General features: G+C 66.5%; 16 protein-coding genes and 1 pseudogene. 12 read left to right on the top strand and 5 right to left on the bottom strand.

The genetic code is table 11. The features are described 5' to 3' along the window. The 3 genes from GTP77_RS14585 to GTP77_RS14580 form a co-directional block, all read right to left on the bottom strand. The gene (locus GTP77_RS14585) at nucleotides 1–2,193 is read right to left on the bottom strand and encodes a heavy metal translocating P-type ATPase (protein WP_308807725.1); all 2,193 of its coding nucleotides are present in this window, start codon (nucleotides 2,191–2,193) and stop codon (nucleotides 1–3) included. A 69-nt stretch (nucleotides 2,194–2,262) separates the two neighbouring features. Beyond that, nucleotides 2,263–2,433, bottom strand: coding sequence for a hypothetical protein (locus GTP77_RS30215; protein WP_187358727.1), 171 nt, complete (start codon nucleotides 2,431–2,433; stop codon nucleotides 2,263–2,265). Further along, complete coding sequence (locus tag GTP77_RS14580; RefSeq protein WP_161072884.1) at nucleotides 2,430–3,593, bottom strand: PepSY-associated TM helix domain-containing protein; 1,164 nt, start codon at nucleotides 3,591–3,593, stop codon at nucleotides 2,430–2,432. The genes GTP77_RS30215 and GTP77_RS14580 overlap by 4 nt, the downstream gene beginning before the upstream one ends. A gap of 127 nt (nucleotides 3,594–3,720) precedes the next feature. Between GTP77_RS14580 and GTP77_RS14575 the strand changes: the two genes are divergently transcribed. Then, nucleotides 3,721–5,907: a TonB-dependent receptor gene (locus GTP77_RS14575; RefSeq protein WP_161072883.1), complete on the top strand. Its 2,187-nt coding sequence runs from the start codon at nucleotides 3,721–3,723 to the stop codon at nucleotides 5,905–5,907. A gap of 7 nt (nucleotides 5,908–5,914) precedes the next feature. Here GTP77_RS14575 and GTP77_RS14570 read toward each other — a convergent pair whose 3' ends face one another. Then, entirely contained in the window at nucleotides 5,915–7,915 is a 2,001-nt protein-coding gene (locus GTP77_RS14570; RefSeq protein ID WP_228892517.1) for an ATP-binding protein, read from the bottom strand. Between the two features lie 231 nt (nucleotides 7,916–8,146). Between GTP77_RS14570 and GTP77_RS14565 the strand changes: the two genes are divergently transcribed. The 11 genes from GTP77_RS14565 to GTP77_RS14515 all read left to right on the top strand — a co-directional run bounded on the left by GTP77_RS14565 (nucleotide 8,147) and on the right by GTP77_RS14515 (nucleotide 21,715). Continuing rightward, nucleotides 8,147–8,635 (top strand): pyridoxamine 5'-phosphate oxidase family protein, encoded by a 489-nt coding sequence (locus GTP77_RS14565; protein ID WP_161072882.1) that lies wholly within the window; start codon nucleotides 8,147–8,149, stop codon nucleotides 8,633–8,635. 312 nt (nucleotides 8,636–8,947) lie between these two features. Further along, nucleotides 8,948–9,355, top strand: a complete 408-nt coding sequence (locus GTP77_RS14560) for a hypothetical protein (protein WP_187358726.1) — start codon at nucleotides 8,948–8,950, stop codon at nucleotides 9,353–9,355. Between the two features lie 15 nt (nucleotides 9,356–9,370). Beyond that, entirely contained in the window at nucleotides 9,371–10,276 is a 906-nt protein-coding gene (locus GTP77_RS14555; RefSeq protein ID WP_161072881.1) for a LysR family transcriptional regulator, read from the top strand. Between the two features lie 64 nt (nucleotides 10,277–10,340). Beyond that, complete coding sequence (locus GTP77_RS14550) at nucleotides 10,341–11,048, top strand: YoaK family protein (RefSeq protein ID WP_308807724.1); 708 nt, start codon at nucleotides 10,341–10,343, stop codon at nucleotides 11,046–11,048. 131 nt (nucleotides 11,049–11,179) lie between these two features. After that, nucleotides 11,180–11,839: a LuxR C-terminal-related transcriptional regulator gene (locus GTP77_RS14545; RefSeq protein ID WP_228892514.1), complete on the top strand. Its 660-nt coding sequence runs from the start codon at nucleotides 11,180–11,182 to the stop codon at nucleotides 11,837–11,839. 9 nt (nucleotides 11,840–11,848) lie between these two features. Continuing rightward, the gene (locus GTP77_RS14540) at nucleotides 11,849–13,291 is read left to right on the top strand and encodes a catalase (protein WP_161072880.1); all 1,443 of its coding nucleotides are present in this window, start codon (nucleotides 11,849–11,851) and stop codon (nucleotides 13,289–13,291) included. Nucleotides 13,292–13,493: 202 nt separating this feature from the next. After that, a complete protein-coding gene (locus tag GTP77_RS14535; RefSeq protein ID WP_161072879.1) occupies nucleotides 13,494–15,422 on the top strand; it encodes a serine protein kinase in 1,929 nt (642 codons plus the stop codon). Between the two features lie 10 nt (nucleotides 15,423–15,432). After that, nucleotides 15,433–16,596, top strand: a complete 1,164-nt coding sequence (locus GTP77_RS14530) for a DUF444 family protein (protein WP_161072878.1) — start codon at nucleotides 15,433–15,435, stop codon at nucleotides 16,594–16,596. After that, nucleotides 16,593–17,819, top strand: a complete 1,227-nt coding sequence (locus tag GTP77_RS14525) for a SpoVR family protein (RefSeq protein ID WP_187358725.1) — start codon at nucleotides 16,593–16,595, stop codon at nucleotides 17,817–17,819. The genes GTP77_RS14530 and GTP77_RS14525 overlap by 4 nt, the downstream gene beginning before the upstream one ends. A gap of 69 nt (nucleotides 17,820–17,888) precedes the next feature. Further along, nucleotides 17,889–20,660, top strand: coding sequence for an XrtA/PEP-CTERM system TPR-repeat protein PrsT (gene prsT / locus GTP77_RS14520; RefSeq protein ID WP_161072876.1), 2,772 nt, complete (start codon nucleotides 17,889–17,891; stop codon nucleotides 20,658–20,660). A gap of 149 nt (nucleotides 20,661–20,809) precedes the next feature. Then, entirely contained in the window at nucleotides 20,810–21,715 is a 906-nt protein-coding gene (locus tag GTP77_RS14515; protein WP_161072875.1) for a PEP-CTERM sorting domain-containing protein, read from the top strand. A gap of 41 nt (nucleotides 21,716–21,756) precedes the next feature. Here GTP77_RS14515 and GTP77_RS14510 read toward each other — a convergent pair. Next, nucleotides 21,757–22,464, bottom strand: a pseudogene (locus GTP77_RS14510) (FAD-linked oxidase); the annotation flags it as partial.

The following is a 22,464-nucleotide window of genomic DNA, read 5'->3' as shown; positions in this document are numbered from 1 at the left end:
TTACAGCGGCCGCCAGCGCTTCAGCAGCAGCGCGTTGCTGATGACGCTGACTGAGCTGAATGCCATGGCCGCGCCCGCCACCACAGGGCTGAGCAGGCCAGCCGCCGCCAGCGGTATCCCCACCAGGTTGTAGATAAACGCCCAGAACAGGTTCTGGCGGATTTTGCTGTAGGTACGGCGCGAGATATCGATGGCGTCCGCCACCAGCGCGGGCTCGCCGCGCATCAGTGTAATGCCGGCCGCGTGCATGGCGACGTCGGTGCCGGTGGACATGGCGATGCCCACGTCCGCCGCCGTGAGCGCGGGCGCGTCGTTGATGCCGTCGCCGACCATGGCCACGGTTTCGCCCGCCGCCTTCAGCCGCGCCACTTCCTGCGCCTTCGCCCCCGGCAGCACGTTGGCAATAATCCGCTGGATGCCCAGCGCGCCGCCAACCGCTTGCGCGCTGCCCTGATTGTCGCCCGTGAGCAGCACGGTCTTGATTCCGAGCGCATGCAGCTTGTCCACGGCGGCGCGGGCGTGCGGCTTGACCTCGTCGCCAAAGCCGAGCAGGCCGAGCAGGCGCGGCGGCGTGCCCGCAGCCGCTATCCACGAAACGGTATTGCCCGCGTCTTCCAGTGCCTGCGCCCGGTCTTGCAGCGGCGCCAGGTCGACGCCGGACTCCTGCATCAGCCGCGTGCTGCCCAGCAGCAGCGGCTGTCCATCGACAGTTCCCGCCAGACCACGGCCCGGCAGGGCTTGCAAGTCCGTCGCCGGCGCGGGCGCCACGCCGCGCGCTGCGGCCAGCACTTTGACGGCGCCGGCCAGCGGATGCTCGCTGCCCTGCTGGAGCGACGCGGCCAGGCGCAGCAAGGCTTTCTCGTCCTCCACGCCGGCGGCGGCCGCCAGTCCGGTGACCACAGGCTGGCCCACCGTCAGCGTGCCCGTCTTGTCGAACACCACCGTGCTGACGCGATGGGCGATTTCCAGCGCCTCCGCGTCCTTGATCAGGATACCGTGCCGAGCACCGGCGCCGGTGCCGGCCATCATCGCCGCCGGCGTGGCCAGCCCGAGGGCGCATGGGCAGGCAATGACCAGCACCGCGACGGCATTGATGATCGCTGTGCCCGCCTCAGCTCCCGCCAGCCACCAGCCGGCAAAGGTGAGCGCCGCGATGACCAGCACAACGGGCACGAACACGCTGCTGACACGGTCCACCAGCCGCTGCACCGGCGCTTTTTCCGCCTGCGCGCTTTCCACCAGGCGGATAATGCGCGACAGCGTAGTTTCCGAACCGACCGCGTCGGTGCGCACCAGCAGCAGCCCTTCGCCGTTGATGGCGCCGCCGGTCACCCTGGCGCCGGGATGCTTGGCAACCGGCAGGCTTTCGCCGGTCAGCATGGATTCGTTGACATGGCTGGCGCCCTCGGTGACGGTGCCGTCGACAGGCACGCGCTCGCCGGGCCGGACCACGACCACGTCGCCCACGCGCACCGCGCTGATGGGCATGTCCTGCTCCACGCCGTTGCGGCGCACGCGCGCCACGTCCGGCCGCAGCGCTTGCAGGGCGCGGATGGCGTTGGTGGTCTGGCGCTTGGCGCGCGCCTCCAGCCATTTGCCGAGCAAAACCAGGGTGATGACGACCGATGCGGCCTCGAAATACAGGTGGGGCATGGCGTTGCCGGAAGCGAGCAGCTGGTAGACGCTCAGGCCGAAGGCGGCGCTGGTGCCGATGGCGACCAGCAGATCCATATTGCCTTCCCCTGCCCGCGCCGCCTTCCAGCCCGCGATGTAAAAGCGCGCGCCCAGCCAGAATTGGACCGGCGCGGCAAGCGCCAGTTGCAGCCAGCCCGGCAGCATCCAGTGCAGGCCGAACAGCTCCGCCGCCATGGGCACGATCAGCGGCAGCGATAGCAGCGCGGCGATGCCGACGCGCACGCCGTCGCGGTCGATTTTGTCCGCTTTGGCGGCATCGGGCGCGGTGTCAGCTGCGGCATCGGGTGCGGCCTCCGGCGTGGCTTGATATCCAGCAGCTTCGATAGCGTCCAGCAGCAGTTGCACGTCCACGCCCTCGCCCGCCTCCACGCTGGCGCGCTCGGTTGCGAGGTTGACGCTGACGCTGTCCACTCCCGCCACTTTCCTGATTGCTTTTTCTACCCGGCCCACGCAGGACGCGCAGCTCATGCCTTCAATGTCGATGGAGTGTGTTGCCATGATAAAGTCCTTATCCCTGATCTGGCCTCCAGTGTAGGCCTTCCCATGATGGGAAGGTCAAGCGCAATGTCAGCGGCGCCGCAGGCCGTACCATGCGCAGGCGGCCACGGGCGCGCCCAGCGCCGCGGCGGACAGGTAATCCCATACGCCGTCCCCCACCAGCGCGGAGACCAGCCCCATCGTGGTCAGCACGCCGAACAATATCGGCGCGCCCCACATGCGCATGAACGGTCCCTTCATTTGGACGCCCCCTCGCCGGCGAGCGCCAGTTCTTGTGCTTCCTCCGCCGGCGCGGACTGCGCGCTCGCCCTGGCCGTATTGCCGCGCTTAAGCCACAGATACAGCCCGCTGCCCAGCACGACAATGGTCGCGATATCGAGCATGGCCCACAGGAATTGCATCCATGCGCCGCCGTAGTCGCCGAAATGCAGCGGCTGCGAGATCAGCAGCGCCGTCAGGTACCACGGCAGCTCGCGGCGGTCGGTGATCTGCGCTGTTTGCGCGTCCACCAGCACCGGCTTGTACAGGCGCGAGGTCAGCGCCTCGTTACCGCGCATGAAGATACCGTAGTGGTGCGCGCTGGTGAACGGCGTGCCAGGGAACGCGACAAAGCCTATCTTCATGCCTGGCTCGGCGGCCAGCGCGCGTGACATGGACTGTTCCATGGATGCCAGCGTGGTCGGCGGCGGCAAGCCCTTGTAAGGCGCCACCATTTCCGCCATCTCGGTGTACTGCCAGTATTTCAGCAGCAGGTCCGCCCAGGTATTGATCATGCCGGTGGCGCCCACCACCAGCGCCCACACCAGCGTGACGATGCCCAGCATATTGTGCAGGTCCAGCCATTTCAGGCGGGGCGCGCGGTCGCGGCGCACGGTGCCGAAGTCCAGCTTGCGCATGAAGGGCGCGTACAGCACCACGCCCGACACAATGGCGATCACCAGCAGCAGCCCCATAAAGCCCAGGAACAGCTTGCCCCACAGGCCGGCGTACAAGTCCACGTGCAGGTGGAACATCACGCCGATGAAGGAGTCCTCGAAATTCGGCTGGGCCAGCACCTTGGCCGTGCGCGCGTCCACCGCGATGGGCTTGTATTCGGGATCGTTCGGATGGTCGCCCATCGTCAGGTTCCAGATATTCGGCTCGTCCGCTTCCTGGGACATATACATCATGACCTTGCCCGGATACAGCGCTTTGCCGGCCGCGATTACCCGGTCCAGGTCCGCCTTGGGCGTACCGGGGGCCATGGCGGGCGCTTCCACGTCGTTGCCCAGCAGGTGGCCAATCTCATGATGGTAAATCAGCGGCAGGCCGGTCAGGCAAAGCAGCAGCATGAAGATGGTGCAAACCAGGCTGCTCCATTTGTGTATCCATGCCCAGCGGCGGGTAGTGGCGGGTGTCATTGCAATGCGGCACTTCTATCGTAAAGATTGAATAGTAATGCAAACCATTCTCATTTACTAGACAAAAACCATCTCTCAGTCCCATAATATTTGCTTCGACGACCAAATGTAACGCTCTCCAAGACCTATGCCTCAATTCCAGCTCACCCCTTTCGCCCTCGCAGCCAGCCTTTTTGCCTGCCAATTTGTAAGCGCTAGCGCAACTGCGCAGACCACGGACAGCGCGCAGCCGGCCGCTCCGCTTGCCACGGTCGTCATCAGCGCCTCGGCCGATGCGTCCGCCGAAGGGCTGCCGAAAGCCTATGCGGGCGGCCAGGTGGCGCGCGGCGGCCGCCTGGGCCTGCTGGGCAATGTGGACATGATGGATACGCCCTTTAACACCACCAACTACACCCAGTCGCTGATGCAGGACCAGCAAGCCCGCTCGGTGGCCGATGTGCTGCAGAACGACCCGTCGGTGCGCGTGGCGCGCGGCTTCGGCAACTACCAGGAGCTGTACGTGATACGCGGCTTCGCTGTGAACTCGGACGACCTGGCCTACAACGGCCTGTACGGGCTGTTGCCGCGCCAGTTCGTGGCGACCGAGTTGCTGGAGCGCGTGGAAGTGTTCCGTGGCGCGAATACCTTTATCAACGGCGCCCAGCCCGGCGGCGGCGGCATCGGCGGCACCATCAACCTGCTGCCCAAGCGCGCCGGCGCGCACGACCTGACCTCGCTCACGCTGGGCACCGAAAGCGGCGGCCTGGGCTACGCCGCGCTGGACCTGGGCCGCCGTTTCGGCCCGGACAAGAACACCGGCATCCGCATTAACGCCGTGCGCCGCGACGGCGACACCGCCGTGGACCGCGAAGGCCGCGAAATGAGCTTGCTGTCGGTCGGCCTGGACTTCCACGGCGAGGGCTACCGCCTGTCCGCCGACGTGGGCTTCCAGGAGCACAAGCTGCAAAACGCGCGCCCCAGCGTGACGGTGGCCGGCGGCATCGCCCTGCCCTCCGCGCCGGACGCCAGCCGCAATTTCGCCCAGAACTGGACCCACTCGAACGAGCGCGACACTTTCGGCACGCTGCGCGGCGAGGCCGACCTGGGCTCCGGCGCCGTGGCCTGGGCCGCGCTCGGCGCCCGTTCCGGCAAGGAATCGAATGTGCTGGCGGCGCCCACCGTCTCCAACACCAAGGGCGACGCCATCATGTACCGCTTCGACAATGAGCGCAAAGACAGCGTGCGCACCGGCGAGGTGGGCGTGCGAGGCAAGCTGCGCACCGGCAGCGTGGGCCACAGCCTGAGCGCCACCCTGTCCGCCTTCCACGCCGAGTCGCGCAATGCGTATGCGATGAGCGACTTTTCCGCCATCGCCACCAATATCCACGCACCGGTGGACAAGGCGGCTCCCCCCACCATCTACTTCGGCGGCAATCTGGGCGATCCGGGGCTGACGCGCAAGAGCGAGCTGTCCAGCTACGCCGTGGCCGACACCATGGCCTTTGCCGACGACAAGGTGCTGCTGACTGTGGGCGTGCGCCGCCAGACCATCAAGGACTATGGCTACGACTATGGCACCGCCGAGGAGAACGCCTCCTACAACCAGAGCGAGCTGACGCCGATGGCCGGCCTGGTGTACAAGCCGTATAAGGGCGTGTCGCTGTACGCGAACTACATCGAAGGCCTGCAGCAAGGCGCGGTGGCGTCCGGCGCGGACGTGCTCAACAAGGGCGCCATTTTTGCGCCGTACAAGTCGCGCCAGAAGGAAGTGGGCGCGAAATACGACACCGGCTCGCTGGCGTTCAGCGCCGCGCTGTTCAGCACCGGCCAGCCGTCGGGCTATGTGGAGAACGGCTACTTCGGCGTATTCGGCGAGCAGCGCAACCGGGGCCTCGAGCTGTCCGTGCTTGGCCAGCCGATGCGCGGCCTGCGCCTGCTGGGCGGCCTGACGCTGCTGGACGCGGAGCAGAGAAAGACCGAAGGCGGCAGGAACCAGGGCAAGGATGCCATCGGCGTGCCTGATACGCAGCTCAATATCGGCGCTGAATGGGATGTGGCCGCCGTGCCGGGCCTGAGCGTGAACGCGCGCGCCCTGCACACCGCCAGCCAGTTCGCCGACGGCGCCAACCTGCAGCGGCTGCCGTCCTGGAACCGCCTGGATGCCGGCGTGAGCTACGCCACCCGTATCGCCGAGCGCAACGTGACGCTGCGCGCCCGCATCGACAACCTGACCGACAAGAACTACTGGGCTTCGGCCGGCGGCTACCCCGGCTCGGGCTACCTGGTGCTGGGCGCGCCTCGCACGGTGACCGTGTCGGCCACGGTGGACTTCTAAACGCGGTTCAGCGCTTCTCCATGCCGCTCGGCAGGGTCATGGTGAAGCGCGTCCCTTTGCCCAGCTCGCTCTTGACGTCGATCTTCCCGTCCAGCACGCCGTACACGATGTTGTAGACGATGTTAAGGCCGAGCCCGGAACCGCCCCTGCCCAGCTTGGTGGTGAAGAAGGGGTCGTAGATGCGGCTCATGTTTTCCGGCGCGATGCCGCCGCCGTTGTCCACCACGCATACTTCCACCTTGCCGCCGTCCACACTGTGCGCGCTCACCACCACTTCGCCCTCGCCGCGTCCGTCAAAGCCGTGGCTGAGTGCGTTCGTGATGAGGTTGATGAGCACCTGGCCGAAGGGGCCGGGGTAGCTGTTCATTTCTATTTCTTCCGGCACGTCCTGGCGCACCGTGATGCCGGACTTCTTGAAGGTGGGCATCAGCACCAGCAGGATTTCGCTGACCAGCTCGGCCAGCAGGAAGACCCGGCGCTGCGAGGTGGTGCGGTCCACCGCCACCTGCTTGAAGCTGGCCACCAGGTCGACCGAGCGGTGCAGATTGCGCAGCACGATTTCTGCGCCGGCATTGATATCCGTGACAAAGGTATCCAGCGTGGAGCGCTTGAGGCCTGCGGCGGCCAGCTTCTGGAAGTCGCGTGTCTGGTCCATCAGCGTGCTGACGGCCAGCAGGCTGTTGCCAATGGGCGTGTTCAGCTCGTGCGCCACGCCTGCCACCAGCGCGCCCAGCGCGGCCAGCTTCTCGTTGCGCACCAGGTCGTCCTGCGCGCGCTGCAGCGTTTCCAGCGAGGCGGCCAGGCCACGGTTGGCCTCCACCATCTGCCCGGTGCGTTCGGCCACCTCCAGCTCCAGCCGGTCGCGGTACTCCAGCAGCTCCAGTTCGCCGCGCTTGCGCTCGGTGATGTCGGTGGACACGCCGCCCAGCGCCCAGGTGTGGCCTTGTTCGTCTATCAGTGGAAATTTCTCCGACAAATAGGTGCGTTCCTCGCCGTGGTGGTCGGGCAGCGTCTCCTCATAGGCTTTGGCGTGGCCGGTGCTCAGCACTTCGTGGTCGTTGGCGCGCAGCGGACTGCCCGGGCTGGCGCCGAACAGACGCACATCGTCCTGGCCGATCGGATCGGGCGCACCAGCCGGCAGCGTGACGCGGAAGCGCTCGTTGACCAGCATGTAACGCCCTTCCAGGTCCTTGATGAAGATAATGGCGGAGGACTTCTCCACGATGTTTTCCAGCTGCGACTGGCTGCGGCGCAGCGCGGCGTCGCGCGCGGCCAGGGTGCCCAGCATGGTGTTGATGGCCTCGGCCAGCTGGCCTACTTCGTCGTGCCCGGCCACTTCGGCGCGCAGGTCGTAGCGCTGCTCCTGCGTGACGCGGTGCGCCACCGCCGAGAGGGCCAGCAGCGGCCGCGTGACCAGGCGCAGCACGATGATGGCCTGCAGCAGGCCGCCCACGGTGAGCGTGAGCAAGACCACGGCCAGCACCGGGCTGTAGCGCTGCAGCCGCTCGGCCAACGCCGGCAGCGTGTATTCCACCTGCAGGTAGCCCACGGTCTCGTGCCCGAAGCGCACCGGCGCCATCATGGCCAGATAGGGGCCGGCGAGCTGCTGGCCGGATGGCGAGGGAGTGGCGGGCCAGGCGCAGTTGGTTGTGCCATTGCGCCGGTAGTGCGCAAAAGGCTGGTGATGGGCGTCGAACAGGCAGGCGCTGTGCAGGTCGGGCGTGCCGCGCAGGGCGGCCAGCGTGCGGGTGGCGGCGTTGCGGTCGCCGAAGTTCAGGTCCGCGTCCAGGTTGAGCGCAACCAGCTCGACACGGCTGGCCAGTTCCGACACCAGCCTGGGCTTGGCCACCGCCACGTCATAGGAAGCCAGGGCCACCAGCGCCGCCAGCAGCGAGATGCCGGCCGTGATGACCGACACCAGCAGCAGCTTGCGCTGCAGCGCCATATCCGTGAGCGCGCCGCGCAGCGCCGCCGCCCAGGATACGCCGAAGCCGGGCATCTTCCTCATGCCCGGCCAGTCCCGGCCTGCTGTTTCGTGCCCGCCATCACTAACCTCGTATCGGTAGGAAACATCTTTGATTCTAGCGCAAGCTATCCCGCCTCCTCCAATATTCCGGCGTTCAAAACAACAAATGAAAATCCGCGTTCGTTTGATCTTGCGCAAAGCCGAAATCCGGGCGGCTTTCTAGCATCGGAACTCCGGTGCGCATGGCGCGCACTTCCACTGCAAGGAGGCCGTATGCAATCGCTGGATCCCACCCGCCGGGTGTTTGTACTCAAGCTGCTGTCCGCCACGCACGACTTGACGCTGGCCACGCTGCGCCCGGACGGCTATCCGCAGGCCACCGTGGTGAGCTACGTCCACCAAGGCCTGATTTTGTACGCCGGCATCGGCCTGGACAGCCAGAAGGCGCATAACATCCGCCAGAACAACCGGGTCTCGGCCACGGTCACGCCGCCCTATGCGGACTGGCAGCATATCCGTGGCCTGTCGCTGGGCGGCCTGGCGGAGATAGTCGGCGATGCCGACGAATCGGCGCACGCGGCCGACCTGATGCTGTTCCGCTTTCCGCAGTTGCGCCAGATGGTGCATGCGGGCAGCGCAACATGGCCGGGTTCGGTGTTTGTGCGCATCACACCGTCGGTGATTTCGGTGCTGGACTATGAGCAAGGCTTCGGGCATACCGAGCTATATGAAGTGCCAAGTAGCATGCATGGCACTTATTGATGTGCACTTGATACATGCACCCTATGAATAATCCGTTCACAATAGGGGAATGATGTAGGTCTATTCCTACGGTGCGTTGAGAAATTTCACATGTGGTTACAATTGTTACCCTGATTTGTGGGAATGTGTGCTTTTTGCGCAAAATGAGCATGCTAATATCCCCTTCGCTTTGCATGCAGCCTCAGAAAAGAGGATGATGTAATGCACTGCACCAAATAGCAAAAGCACACAATATTTGTTGTCTTTTGGAAATAAGTGGTATCATAGCGTCCCCGTTGTCCGATCGAGCGACACGCATAAAGGTTCTCAAAGATGGAATTATTCAACAAGTCCGGCGTTTTGGTAGCAACGGTCCTGGTTACCGTGGGCGTACTGATCGGCGTACAGGCTAAAGACGACATGGTCCCGCCTGCACCGGTTATCGAAGCGACGGCACTGCAAATGAATAAAAACGGGAATTTTGCTGCGGAGCGGCGACTGCGCGAATGGGCTGAACAGGGTTCCGCCGTGGCGCGCCGCGAACTGGCCCGCCAATACCAGGCGGACAGCAACCGCCGCGACGAAGCCATCAAATTATTCGAAGACGCAGCCCGCGCCGGCGACAGCCAGGCCGCCACCAAACTGGCCGAAATGCAGCGCGAAGCGCGTGATGCCGAACTGAGCAATATCAAGGAAGCGGCCGCCACCCGCACCGCCGCCAACACCTGGAACCGCTACTAAGCTGCGCCCCTGTCCATGGATAGACTGCGCGCACTGGAAGTGTTCGTCGAGGTCGTCCGCAAGGAAGGCTTTGCCCGCGCAGCCGAAGCCCTCGACACCTCCCCCGCCAACGTAACCCGCTATATCAGCGACCTGGAAGCGCACCTGCACACGCGCTTGCTGAACCGCAGTTCGCGCCGCATGTCGCTCACCTCCAGCGGCGAGGCGCTGTTTGAACGCGCCAAATCCATCCTCGACGAAGTGGCCGAGGCGGAAGCCATCGTGTCCTCCGCCACCATGCAGCCGCGCGGCTTGCTGCGCATTAACGCGCCGCTGAGTTTCGGCGTGCTGCAGCTGGCGCCGCTGTGGCCGCGCTTTATGGAGCTGTATCCGGACGTGCAGCTGGAGGTGGCGCTGATCGACAGGGTGGTCGACATCGTCGAGGAAGGCTATGACATGGCCATCCGCATTTCACGCGCGGGTTCCACCTCCCACGTGGCGCGCAAGCTGGCCAGCTCGGTCAACATGCTGTGCGCGTCGCCGGCCTACCTGGCCAAACACGGCGCGCCCGCCACGCCGGCCGATCTGCCCAAGCACCACTGCATAGGCTACAGCTACAACGCCACGGATGAATGGCAGTTGCTGGATGCGGACAACAAGCTGCATACCGTCAAGATTCCTTTCATGATGCGCACCAATAACGGCGATACCGCGCGCGCCGTGGCGCTGGGCGGCCAGGGCATCATCTGGCAGCCCACCTTCCTGGTTGGCGCGGACGTGCGCGCGGGCCGCCTGGTACAGGTGCTGCCCGACTACAGCCTGCCGGATATCGACATCCAGGCGGTCTATCCCAGCCGGCGCCACCTCAGCGCCAAGGTGCGGGTCATGATCGATTTCCTGGTCGAACAGTTCAAGGACACCCCGCCTTGGGACCGCCCCTAGGGCATAAGAGAGAGCGCGTTTGCCGGTGCACTGCGCTAAAGTGCCTCCATTTACAGGATGGAGCATGACAATGGCAGACAGCGTGGCAGACAGCAGCACTGAATTACGGGCATCCCGGCAAGCAGTTGCACTGGGTTTTTTAGGTGGTTATGTGGACACGCTGGGCTTTGTCGCCCTGTTCGGCCTGTTCACCGCCCACGTTACCGGCAACTTTGTGCTGATCGGCAGCGAGCTGGCCCGCCCCAGCGGCAACAGCGTGCTGATCAAGTTCCTGGCCTTCGGCGCCTTTGTTGCGGCCGTAGCCTTTACCCGGCTGTACATCCTGTCGCTGGAACGGCGCGGCAAGGCGCCGCTGCGTTCGGTTTTCTCGCTGCAACTGATCTTGCTCATTGGCTTTATGCTGGCCGGCCTGGCCGCCGTGCCGCTGACCACGTCGGACGCGCCGCTGGCCCTGCTCGCCGGCGCGATAGGCGCGGCCGCCATGGGCGTGCAGAACGCCGCCGCCAAGCTGCTGCTGTCCCATCTGACCCCAACCACCGTCATGACGGGCAATGTCACCCAGCTGGTGATCGACCTGGTGGACATTGTGCGCGGCGGCGCGGACGCATCCGTCCATCGACGCTGCGCCAAATTCCTGTGGCCGATACTGGCCTTCGGCGCCGGCGCCATAGGCGGAGCGTTTGCCTATATTTACGTTGGATTCTACGGTTTGCTGCCGGCGATAGCGCTGCTGGCCTGGCTCGCGTGGGGCGCCAGGCCGCAGCCAGCCTAGCTGGCGCGTGCTTGCAAAATTGGTGTTAACCGCGTTTAACATCTCTTAACTTGATCTGCCTACCTTGTCCGTACATCATAAATGTATGAGAAGCAACAGCGCTCGCTGCTGCAGTACGTAGGAGATCCACCATGCAGCCAAACACCATCAACATCCACATCATGCATGAAGACCCCGTCATGGCGGCGGGGTTGCGCGCCATCCTGGGCGAGCATGCAGAGTTCGCCGTTTCCACCCACGCCGCCTGCCCGCAGGCGCTGAGCGTGGCGCATGTGGTGGTCGCAGACTACCAGAGCGGTATTGCCGCCGCCCGCCAGGCGCCCCAGGAACGCTACAGCCCCGCCCGCCGCGTGCTGATCGTGACCCAGTTCGACAAGGAATGGGAAGTGCGCATGGCCATGGACAGCGGCGTGCACGGCTATCTGCTGCAGGGATGCAGCGCCGAGGAGCTGGTGAAAGCCGCCCGCTTGCTGAGCCAGGGCCTGCGCTACCTGAGCGAGTCCGTCACACGCTGCGTGGCGGACAGCCTGAGCCGCGAGTCGCTGACCGGCCGCGAAACCGACGTGCTGCGCCTGCTGGCCCAGGGCTGCTGCAACAAGTCCATCGCGCGCGAACTGGGCATAGGGGTGGGCACGGTAAAGACCCACGTCAAAGGCTTGATGAGCAAGCTGGACGCCACCGCCCGCACCCACGCGGTGGTGGTGGCCACGCAGCGCGGCCTGATCAGCGCCAGCCAGCGCGCCATGGCCCGCCCCCAGAACAATGGCTTTCACAACGCAGCATTTCAGTAAGGATCTACAATGAACAAGCTGACCACCGCTTTCGGTGCCCCCGTCCCTGACAACCAGAATATCCAGACCGCCGGCCCGCGCGGCCCGGCGCTGCTGCAGGACGTGTGGTTCCTGGAAAAACTGGCCCATTTCGACCGCGAAGTCATCCCCGAGCGCCGCATGCACGCCAAGGGCGCAGGCGCTTACGGCACCTTCACGGTAACGCATGACATCACCAAATACACCAAGGCATCGCTGTTCTCCAGCATCGGCAAGCAGACCGAGTTGTTTGTGCGCTTCTCGACCGTAGCCGGCGAGCGCGGCGCGGCCGATGCCGAGCGCGACATCCGCGGCTTCGCCATCAAGTTCTACACCGAGCAAGGCAACTGGGACCTGGTGGGCAACAACACGCCGGTGTTCTTCCTGCGCGACCCGCTCAAATTCCCCGACCTGAACCACGCCATCAAGCGCGATCCGCGCAGCGGCTTGCGCAGCCCCAACAGCAACTGGGACTTCTGGACCCTGCTGCCCGAAGCGCTGCACCAGGTGACCGTGGTGATGAGCGACCGGGGCATTCCGCGCAGCTATCGCCACATGCACGGCTTCGGCAGCCATACCTTCAGCTTCATCAACGCGCAGAACGAGCGCTACTGGGTGAAGTTCACGCTCAAGACGCAGCAGGGCATCGCCAACCTGAGCGACGAGGAAGCGACCGCCAGCATAGGCGGCGACCGCGAAACCCATCTGCGCGACCTGTACGAGAGCATAGAAGGCAAGGATTTCCCCAAATGGAAGCTGTTCGTGCAAGTGATGCCGGAGAAGGAAGCCGCCACCGCGCCATACAACCCCTTTGACCTGACCAAGGTCTGGCTGCACAAGGACTACCCGCTGATCGAAGTGGGCGTGCTGGAGCTGAACCGCAATCCCGAGAACCATTTCGCCGAAGTGGAACAGGCCGCGTTCAACCCCGCCAATATCGTGCCCGGCATTAGCTTCTCGCCGGACAAGATGCTGCAGGGCCGCCTGTTCTCCTACGGCGACGCGCAGCGCTACCGTCTGGGCGTGAACCATGCGTCGATTCCGGTCAACGCGCCGAAATGCCCCTTCCACAGCTACCACCGCGACGGCCAGATGCGGGTGGACGGCAACCAGGGCGGCGCCACGCCGTATGAGCCCAATAGCTACCAGGAATGGGTGGAGCAGCCTGATTTCCGCGAGCCGCCGTTGTCCATCGAGGGAGCGGCCGACCACTGGAACCACCGCACGGACGACGACTATTTCAGCCAGCCGCGCCTGCTGTTCCAGCTGATGACGCCCGCCCAGCAAACGCTGCTGTTTGAAAACACCGCGCGCGCCATCCATGGCGCGTCCCAGCAGGTGATAGACCGCCACGTGGCCAATTGCACCGCGTGCGATCCGGCCTACGGCGCGGGTGTGTCGGCCGCCATCGCGCGCATCCACAACGTAAAATAGACGACGCCCCGGCGGGTTACGCGGGCAGAGCCCGCTAACCCGCCCCACGCGAAACTACCCATGCGGCGCCGTAGGGCGGGTTAGCGCGCAGCGCGTAACCCGCCAGCACCGCAGCTGCAAAAAGTTCCCCTCCACTCCTTGACGCGCCTCATTCCGCACATCTCCCCCGGGCAGATACTGTAGCCAACCTGAGGAGAACGCCGTGCGCGCGCATCAGCAATTCCTGGACAGCCTGCAAAGCTACACCCGGCAGCATCGCGCCGAGCCCTGGCGCGGCCCCTTCGCCCAGTTTCTCGGGCAGATTTTGCCGGCCGCCCCCACCCTGCTGGCGCGCAACGCCCACCAGTACATCTGGGACATGCTGCGCTGGAGCCGCGCGGGCGCCGGACAGGATTTGTTTGCGGGCGAACTGTTCGGCCTGGACGACGCCCTCGCCCGCGTATGCGCCTACTTCCAGGCTGCGGCGGCGGGCTCCGAGGTCGGACGCCGCTTGCTCTTGCTGCTCGGCCCGCCATCCGGCGGCAAGTCCACGCTGGTGATACTGCTCAAGCGCGGCCTGGAGGAATACAGCCAGACCGACGACGGCGCGCTGTACGCCATCGCAGGCTGCCCGGTGCACGAGTCCCCGCTGCACCTGCTGCCGCACAGCATGCGCGGCCATTTCCGCGACACTTACGGCGCCGTGGCCGAGGGCGAACTGTGTCCGCACTGCAGTGCCCGCCTGGAGCAGCAGCATGGCGGCGACTTTCTGCAGATGCCGGTGGAGCGTCTGTTCCTGGCCGAGGCGCAGCGCTGCGGCGTGGGCACATATGCCCCGCACGACCCCGCCACCGCCGACATGGCCGACCTGGTCGGCTCGGTCGACCTGTCCAAGGTGGCCGAGGTTGGCGACGAAGGCGATCCGCGCGCCTGGTCCTGGTCCGGCGCCGTGTACGCGGCCAGCCGGGGCGTGCTGGAGATGATAGAAATCCTGAAGGCCAAGCGCGAGTTCCTGCATCTGCTGCTCACGCTGACGCAGGAGAAGAACGTGAAGGTGGCGCGCTTTCCGCTGATCCATCTGGACCTGGCCATCGTGGCGCACACCAACCTGGCCGAGTTCCGCCGCTTTGTACTGGAAAGCGAAAACGAGGCGCTGCTGGACCGCATGGTTATCGTGCAGGTGCCGTACACGCTGGACTACCGCGCCGAAGCGCGCATTTACGCCAAGCTGATCAAGTCGGCCGCACCGGCTTTCCGCGACGCGCATCTGGACCCGCACGCGCTGCACGCCGCGGCCGTGTTTGCCGTGCTGAGCCGCCTGCCGGACAGCGAGGGCAAGGACGACGAGCTGGTGCGCGCGGTGCGCCTGCACGCTGACGAAGACGTGGGTGGCATGCTGCGTCCCGAAGCGGCGCGCACGCGGGAGGGCGCGCCGGGAGGGGAACAGGATGCGGCGCTGGCGGGCGTTTCGCCGCGCTTTGTGGTCAACGCGCTGTCCCACGCCATCATCCACGCCAGGCAGTGCGGCCATGCCAGCCTGGGCGCCATGGAAGTGCTGCTGGCGCTGAAGGATGCGATCGAGAGTGACGCACGTATCGAGGCCCGCAAGAAGCGGCGCTGGCTGGAGCACCTGGCGCTTGCGCGCAAGGCTTTCTACAACGTGTGGGTGAAGGAGGATGTGCACCGCGCGCTGTTTGTGGCCTTCGAGCGCGAGGCCGACGAGCTGCTGGAGAAGTACCTGGACGAAGTGGAGGCGATGCTGGACAACCGCCAGGTCAGCGATCCCATCACCAGCGATGAGCGGCGGCCGGACGAGCGCTTTCTGCGCGCGGTGGAGGAGAAGATACACGTGAGCGAGGCGGGCAAGCAGTCCTTCAGGCAGGAGGTGGTGCGCAAGGCGATGGGCGCTTACAAACGCGGCGAACAGTTCAACCTGGCCAGCCATGCGCCGCTGCGCGAGGCGATACAGCAATACCTGTTCGAGCAGCGGCGCGATGTGCTGCGGCTGGTGAGTTCGGAGCGGCGTCCGGACGAGGCTGTGCGCGGACGGCTAAGCGCAGTGGAGCAGCGCCTGGTGGACGAATACGGCTACGACGCCCACAGCGCGCGCGAGGCGCTGGCCTATGTCACCACTTTGCTGGCGCAGGAATGACGGGGGCGCCATGGCAGACCAGTCCCGATGGTATGAGCTGTTCTCGCGCGGCGAACGCGACTGGCTGCGGCACAACCAGAAAGTGCGCCAGGCGGTGCTGGCCTATGTTCCGCAATTTCTGGAATGCCCGGACCTGATTTCCGGCGACCCGCGGCGCCCGGTCCGCGTGCCCTTGCATCTGCTCGAGCACGCGCGATTTCGATTGGCGGATGCGCCCGACGGCGGCAGCGGCGCCGGCCACGGTCCAGGCAGGCCTGGCGACATGCTGCGTGCAGGGCGAGAACCGGCGTGCGCCGGCAGCGCGGAGTCTCTCGCAGGGGACGACGGCGTGCGCATGCAGCTGGAGTTCACCGCCGGCGACATTACGGACTGGCTGTGGGAGGAACTGGAACTGCCCTTGCTGGCGCCGGAAACCGGCCCCGGCAAGGAGCCGGCGAACATGCGCAGCGGCTGGAACCGGCAAGGCGCGCTGTCGCAACTGGACCGGCGCCGCACCGCCATGCAGGCAGTGAAACGCCGAGCTGCCCAAACGACGCGGCCCTCCCCTGCACCCGGCCTCGCCTACATCAACGATGACTTGCGGTTCCGCCAGCAGCAGCCCCGCCGCCATGCGGCCAGCAAGGCAGTGGTCCTGTTCGCGCTGGACGTGTCCGCCAGCATGACGCTGCCCGAACGCAAGCTGGCCAAGACCTTCTTCCATTTCACGCTGCACGGCCTGCGCCGCCGCTATCAGGACGTGGCGGTGCGCTTCCTCGCGCACGCCACCCGCGCCTGGGAGTTCTCCGAACAGGAGTTCTTCCAGATTTCCGGCGAAGGGGGCACGCAGGCATCGTGCTTGTTCCAGCTTGCGCACGACATCCTGCGCGCGGACTACGGGGGCGGGCACCACAACGCCTATCTGTTCTACGCGTCCGACGGCGAAAACTACAGGGAAGACCGCGCAGCCGCCAGCACCGCGCTGGCGGCCCTGGCGCCGTCGCTCAATTTCATGGGCTACGCGGAAACCGTAGTCGGCGCATCACGCGCCAATGCGGCCCAGGGCAGCGAGCTGCAGCGCCTGTTCGCCGCCCGCCAGCATGCCGGCGACGCGGCGGCAATCTGCACGCTCGCGCAGCCGGACGACGCATGGAACGCCATCCGCAGCTTCTTTGGCCACGGCGCCGCGCGCAAATGAGCCGCCATCTCGCCGCCATGGAGGCGCTGGCCGCCGAACTGGGCCTGGAATGCGGACCGGTGGATTTTGAGCAGGTGCCGGAAAGCTTCATGCTCGAAATCGCCATCTACGGCTTGCCCGTGCGTATGCGGCACTGGTCGTTCGGCCTGCGCTACCTGCGCCAGATGACGGCGCGCCACATGGGCCAGTCCCGCATTTATGAGGTGATGTTTCCCGGCGCGCCATGCCGCGCCTTCTTGGCGGACAGCAACACCGAAGCCGAGAATGCGCTGGTCGGCGCCCATGTGCTGGGCCACGCCGATTTTTCCCGCCGCAATGCGCTGTTGCGCGGTTTCACGGATCCGGGTGGCAGCGGCATCCTGGAGCGGAGCGCCGCCCATGCCAGGCTGGTGGAGCGCGCGGCGCTGCTGCACGGCCAGGCGGCGGTGGACACGGTGCTGGATGCGGCCCTGGCGCTGGAGGCCCAAGTCGACGTGCACGCCGGCGTGCCGGAGCGTGACCTGCTGCTGTTCATCGCGCGGAACGCCCCGGAACTGCAAGACTGGGAGCGCGGCATTCTGCTCGCGGTGCGCGAAGAGGTGTGCTATTTCCATCCGGTGCACGCATGCCAGATCATGAACGAAGGCTGGGCCTGCTATTGGCATGCGCGCCTGCTGCGCGAAGCGGGCTTCCTGGCGGCGCCGCTGTACCTGGAAGCGATTCGTGTCCATTCCGACATCGTGCGCCCATGCGGCGACGGCCGCCTGGCTTTGCAGCTGAATCCCTACCACCTGGGATACGCGCTATGGGACCACATTATTGAACGCCGCGGCTTGGCCGAAGCACGCCGCATCTGCCGCGACGAGGACGATTTCGGCTTCATCCGCAATTACCTGGACCGCGACGTCGCCGCGCAGTTGCAGCTGTTCGCCTACATGCAGGACCGCGACGGCGCCGCCTGGCTCGCGAGCCGGGACTTGCCCGCGCTGCACGAAGCCATCCTGGCGCCGCGCTACAACTATGGCGCGCCGTCGATCCGGGTGGCGGGCGTGGGCGCCGGCGGCAGGCTCGCGCTGGCGCATGACCACGACTGCGACGGGCGCGGCCTGGCCCAGCCGCAAGCGGAACGGGTGCTGGACTATATCGCCCGCGTGTGGCGCCGCCCGGTGGAGCTGCACACCGTGGACCAGCGCGGCGCGGCCCTCTGCCTGCAAGCAAGCCCGCAGCCTGATGCAGTTCATTGAGGCCGATCAACAAGCCCCGGGCCGCGAACGCCTACGCTGGAACTCTACGCCCGTCCCCCGGAGAGATCTATGTCGAATTCGTCCCTGCCCCGCGCCAGCCGTGCCGCCGGCGCCATCCTGGCCGCCGGTCTGCTTGCCGCCAGCCTGCCCGCCTGCAAGCACAAGCCGGATGCGCCGGCCCTGATCGCGGAAGCGCAAGCCTACCAGAAGAAAGGCAATACGCGAGCCGCCGTTATTCAACTCAAGAACGTGCTGCAAGCCAACCCCGAGCACAGCGCCGCGCGCGCCTTGCTGGGCGATTTCTATCTGGAATCGGGCGATGTGCAGTCGGCTGAAAAGGAATACCGGCGCGCCCGCCAGGCCGGCATGGCGGAGGTCGAGATCCTGCCGCGCATTGCGCGCGTGATGCTGCTGCAACAGCAATTCGACGGCTTGCTGGCCACGCTGCCCGCGCAGGCGGCCACCGCCGATATGATGGCGCTGCGCGCCTACGCGCTGCTCGGCCTGAACCGGCGGGCCGAAGCGGAACAGCAGCTCGACGCCGCGCTGGCCAAGCAGGACGGCAACAGCCTGGCGCTGCTGGGGCGGGCTCGCCTGGCCCTGCTGGACAGCGAGCAAGCGCGCGCCCTGGCGCTGGCGGACCAGGCGCTGGCGCTGCATCCCGGCGACGTGGACGCGCTGCGCTTCCGCGCCGACCTGCTGCGCGTGCAAGGCAAGCCGGCCGAGGCGCGAGCCAGCTACGAAAACATCCTCAAGCTGCGCCCGGCCGACCTGCAAACCCGCATCGACATCGCCAGCCTGTTGATCCAGGCCGGCAAATTCGCCGACGCCAAGGCCCAGCTGGCCCTGGCCCGGGCCGCCGCGCCCGCCAGCCTGCCGCTGGTGTTCACGCAGGCCTTGCTGGACTTCCGCGAGCAGCGCTATCCGGCGGCACTGGAACAGCTGCAGCTGGTGCTGCGCGCAGCACCGGACTATATGCCCGCCGTGCTGCTGACCGGGGCCGTGCAGTACGAACTGAACCAGAACACCCAGGCCGAGCAGCAGTTGCGCCGCTTCCTGGAAAATCTCGCCGGCCACCTGTACGCGAGCAAGCTGCTGGCTGCCACGCTGTTGCGCAACAACAAGGCGGTCGACGCGATTGCGCTGCTGAAGCCGCTGATCGAAAAATACCCCGGGGATGCCGAGCTGCTGGCCACGGCAGGCGACGCCCATATGCGCTTGCAGCAGTTCGGCCAGGCGGCCGACTATTTCCAGAGGGCGGTGGAATTGGCGCCCGGTACGTCCGCACTGCATGCGGCGCTGGGCGCGAGCCGGCTCGGCCTGGGCGACAGCCAGCGCGCAATCAGCGAACTGGAGCGCGCAAGCACGCTGGACGCCAAGGCGCCGCGCGCCGGCATCATGCTGGTGGTGGTGCATCTGCGTAACAAGGACTACGCCAAGGCGCTGGCCGCCGTGGCGGCGCTGGAAAAACAGGGCAACAATCCCGCCGTGCAGAACCTGAAAGGCGGCGTGCTGCTCGCCAGCAGCGACTTCTCCGCCGCGCGGACGGCGTTCCAGGGCGCGCTCTCGCTCGATCCGGCTTACTTGCCCGCACTCGACAATCTGGGCCAGCTCGATGTGCTGGAGCACCAGCCCGAACGCGCGCGCCAGCGCTACGAGGCGGCGCTGGCCAAGGATAAGAAAAACATCGCGGTCATGACGGCGCTGGCGCGGCTGGCCACCGGCCAGGGCAAGACCGCCGAGGCGATAGGCTGGCTGGAGCGGGCGCAGCGCGAAAATCCGGACGCCCTGCCCCCGGCGCTGCTGCTGGCCAACTACTACCTGCGCGCGGGGGAAACGCCGAAGGCGCTGACGCTGGCGCAAAAGCTGCATGGTAGTAATCCCGATAACGCGGACGTGCTGGCCGTGCTGGCGCAGGCGCAAACCGCCGGCAACAGCCACGAGGCCGCGCTGGAGAGTTATACCAAACTGGCCGTGCTGCAGCCCGATTCGCCCATGGTGCAGATGCAGATCGCCGGCGCCAACCTGGCCTTGCGTCAACTGCCGGATGCCTTGGCCGCGGCGCGCAAGGCGCTGGCGCTGCAGCCGGACAACGGCCTGGCCCAGCTGACCACGGTGCGCCTATTGACCGAACAAGGCAGCTGGACCGAGGCCTTCGCCATCGCGCAGCAGGCGCAGAAGCGCAATCCGCAGCTGCCGCTGGGCTACCGCCTGGAAGGCGACATCCTGATGGCGCAAAGCCGCGCCGTGCCGGCGCTCAAGCTGTACGAGCGCGCCTATCTGCTGGAACCGAGCGGCCCGGCCGTGATCGCCATCCACCGCAGCCTGGCGGCGCAGGGGCGCAAGCAGGAGGCCACCGAGCGCGTGCTGCACTGGCTGCAGCAGCATCCGCGCGACGCGACCGCGCGCCTCTACCTGGCCAGCGCGCTGATGAGCGCGCAGGACTACGCGGGGGCGGCGGCGCAGTACGAGAAAGTCATCGAGGCCGACGCCGGCAACGTGGTGGCCCTGAACGACCTGGCCTGGACGCTGCAGCAGGTGAAGGACAAGCGCGCGCTGGCGTACGCCGAACGGGCGCACAAGCTGGCCGGCGGCAATCCGGCCGTCAAGGACACGCTGGGCTGGGTACTGCTCGAGCAAGGCCAGGCCGCGCGCGCCGTGCCGCTGCTGAAACAGGCCAGCGACGCGGCGCCGCAGGCCAGCGAGATCCGCTACCACTACGCCACCGCGCTGATGAAGACCGGCGACAAACCCGGCGCGCGCCGCCAGTTCGAGCTGCTGCTGGCCGACAAGACCTTCACGCGCCAGAGCGAAGTGCGGGCACTGCTGCCGCAACTGTGAGTTCGGCCGTGGGCTCGGCTGCACAGCGTCGCTTTTGCTTACACGCATGCCCAGCGCCGGACCGGCAATCCGGTCCCTGCCCCGCAAACCGCCGCGTGGCCCGCATATTGCTATGTGTGTAGTGAGCAACCCAACCACAGGAGTTCATCATGCAGAGCTTGACCGTATTGCGCCGCACGCTGTTTTGCCTGGCCGCTGTTTGCGCGCCGCTGGCCATGGCGGCGCCGCTGGCCCCCTTCGTCCTGAGCAAACCGGGCCTGGTGGAAATCAAGTACACCGGCTACCAGGCGCGCAGCAGCGACGCGGGCAAGGCCGGCACGCTGAAGGAGTCCACTTTCGCGGCCGGCTATATGACCTCGATCAACGAGGTTGGCAACGCCTCCGACAGCTACTGGCAGCAGGGGCTGAACAACCAGAGCATCTCCTTCATGATGTATGGCGCAGGCGACGCCAGCACCGCTGCCGGCACCGGCGGCGTGGGCAAGCGCATCTTCAGCGCCGGCTGCACCAACGCGGCCTTTGGCTGCGACGGCAAGATACACCTGGACTTCTACATCGATAAACTGAGCGGCGGCACCAACCCCGGCTTTGGCACGGGCGGGCTGAAAGCGAGCGACCGCACTGCCTTCAACAAAATCAAGGGCATCACCGACGGCGAATTGCTGATGAGCTGGGAGTTCACGCCCGGCATGGTGACCGGCCCGGTAGCCGGCATGAGCAATGTGGCGTTCAACCCGCTCAACACCACGCTGTTCCAGGAAACCGACGGCCTGCCCACGCCGGCCTTCGGCACCGGCACCTATTTGGCCAATTGCATGTCCGGCCCGGCCTGCATTTACTTCCGCAGCGCCAGCCAGGCCGGCGGCAGCGACTTCTTCGGCATTAACACCATGACCAGCATACTGGCCACTTCGGCGGTGGGGAAAAACGGCTGGGGCTGGCGTCTGGCCGACCCCGTGGTCGCCCTGGTGCAACTGCCCGAGCCCGGCGTTCTGGCGCTGCTGGCCGCAGGCCTGCTCGGACTGGCCGGCCTGCGCCGGCGCGGCAGCGCCTGATGGATGCCCCCATGCCGCTGCAGCGTATGCCAGGTCCGGCGCTAAACCCGCGCCGGCGGCTGGTAGCGGCCGGGCGCGATAATGCCTTGCGGGTCCAGCGCGGCCTTCAGGCGGGCGGCCACGCGCCAGTAGCTGTCGCCGCCGCTGTCGAGATCGGCCATGGACTGCAGGCCGACGCGGTAGGGAATGTAGCCGGCCTCCATGACGGTGTCGAACAGCTGGCGGTAGCACATCATGGCGCGCGCGGTCTCGTCCGGGCTGTCCTTGTCGTAGGCCACGGTGATCACGCCGCCCAGCGCCCGCTCGTTGATCATGCTGAAGGTGGCGAACAGGTCGAAGCCGTGCAGGCGGAAGATCGGCTCGGCCAGCGCATGCACGCGCAGCAGGTCCTCGCCGCACATGGGCAGCACGGGCGACACCCACAGCAGGCCGCAGTTGTCCAGCGCCGGGTTGGCGCCGCCGGGAAAGCCCGGCGGCAGGCCGCCGCGCCTGCGCCAGTAGGCGCCGGCCAGGAAGCGTCCGTTGGGTATGCCCTTGTTCATGTCGAACAGGGAGCGGCCCAGCGCCACCTTGGCGCGCAGCCGCCGGCCGGCCGGCCGCTCGCCCAGCAGGCCGGCCATCCAGCCGGCCACGGCCAGCTTGCGCTCGTCGATGAACTGCGGCCTGGCGCCGGTGTGGCGCAGCACCTGCCGCACCGCGCGGCGCGCGCACGCCACCTGGCAAGCGCTGCCGTACAGCGCGCCGGACAC

This window comes from Pseudoduganella aquatica (assembly GCF_009857595.1).
Classification (GTDB): Bacteria; Pseudomonadota; Gammaproteobacteria; order Burkholderiales; family Burkholderiaceae_D; genus Rugamonas; species Rugamonas aquatica_A.
The sequence above is the reverse complement of the archived record's forward strand: the minus strand, read 5'-3'. Positions and strand labels throughout refer to the sequence as shown.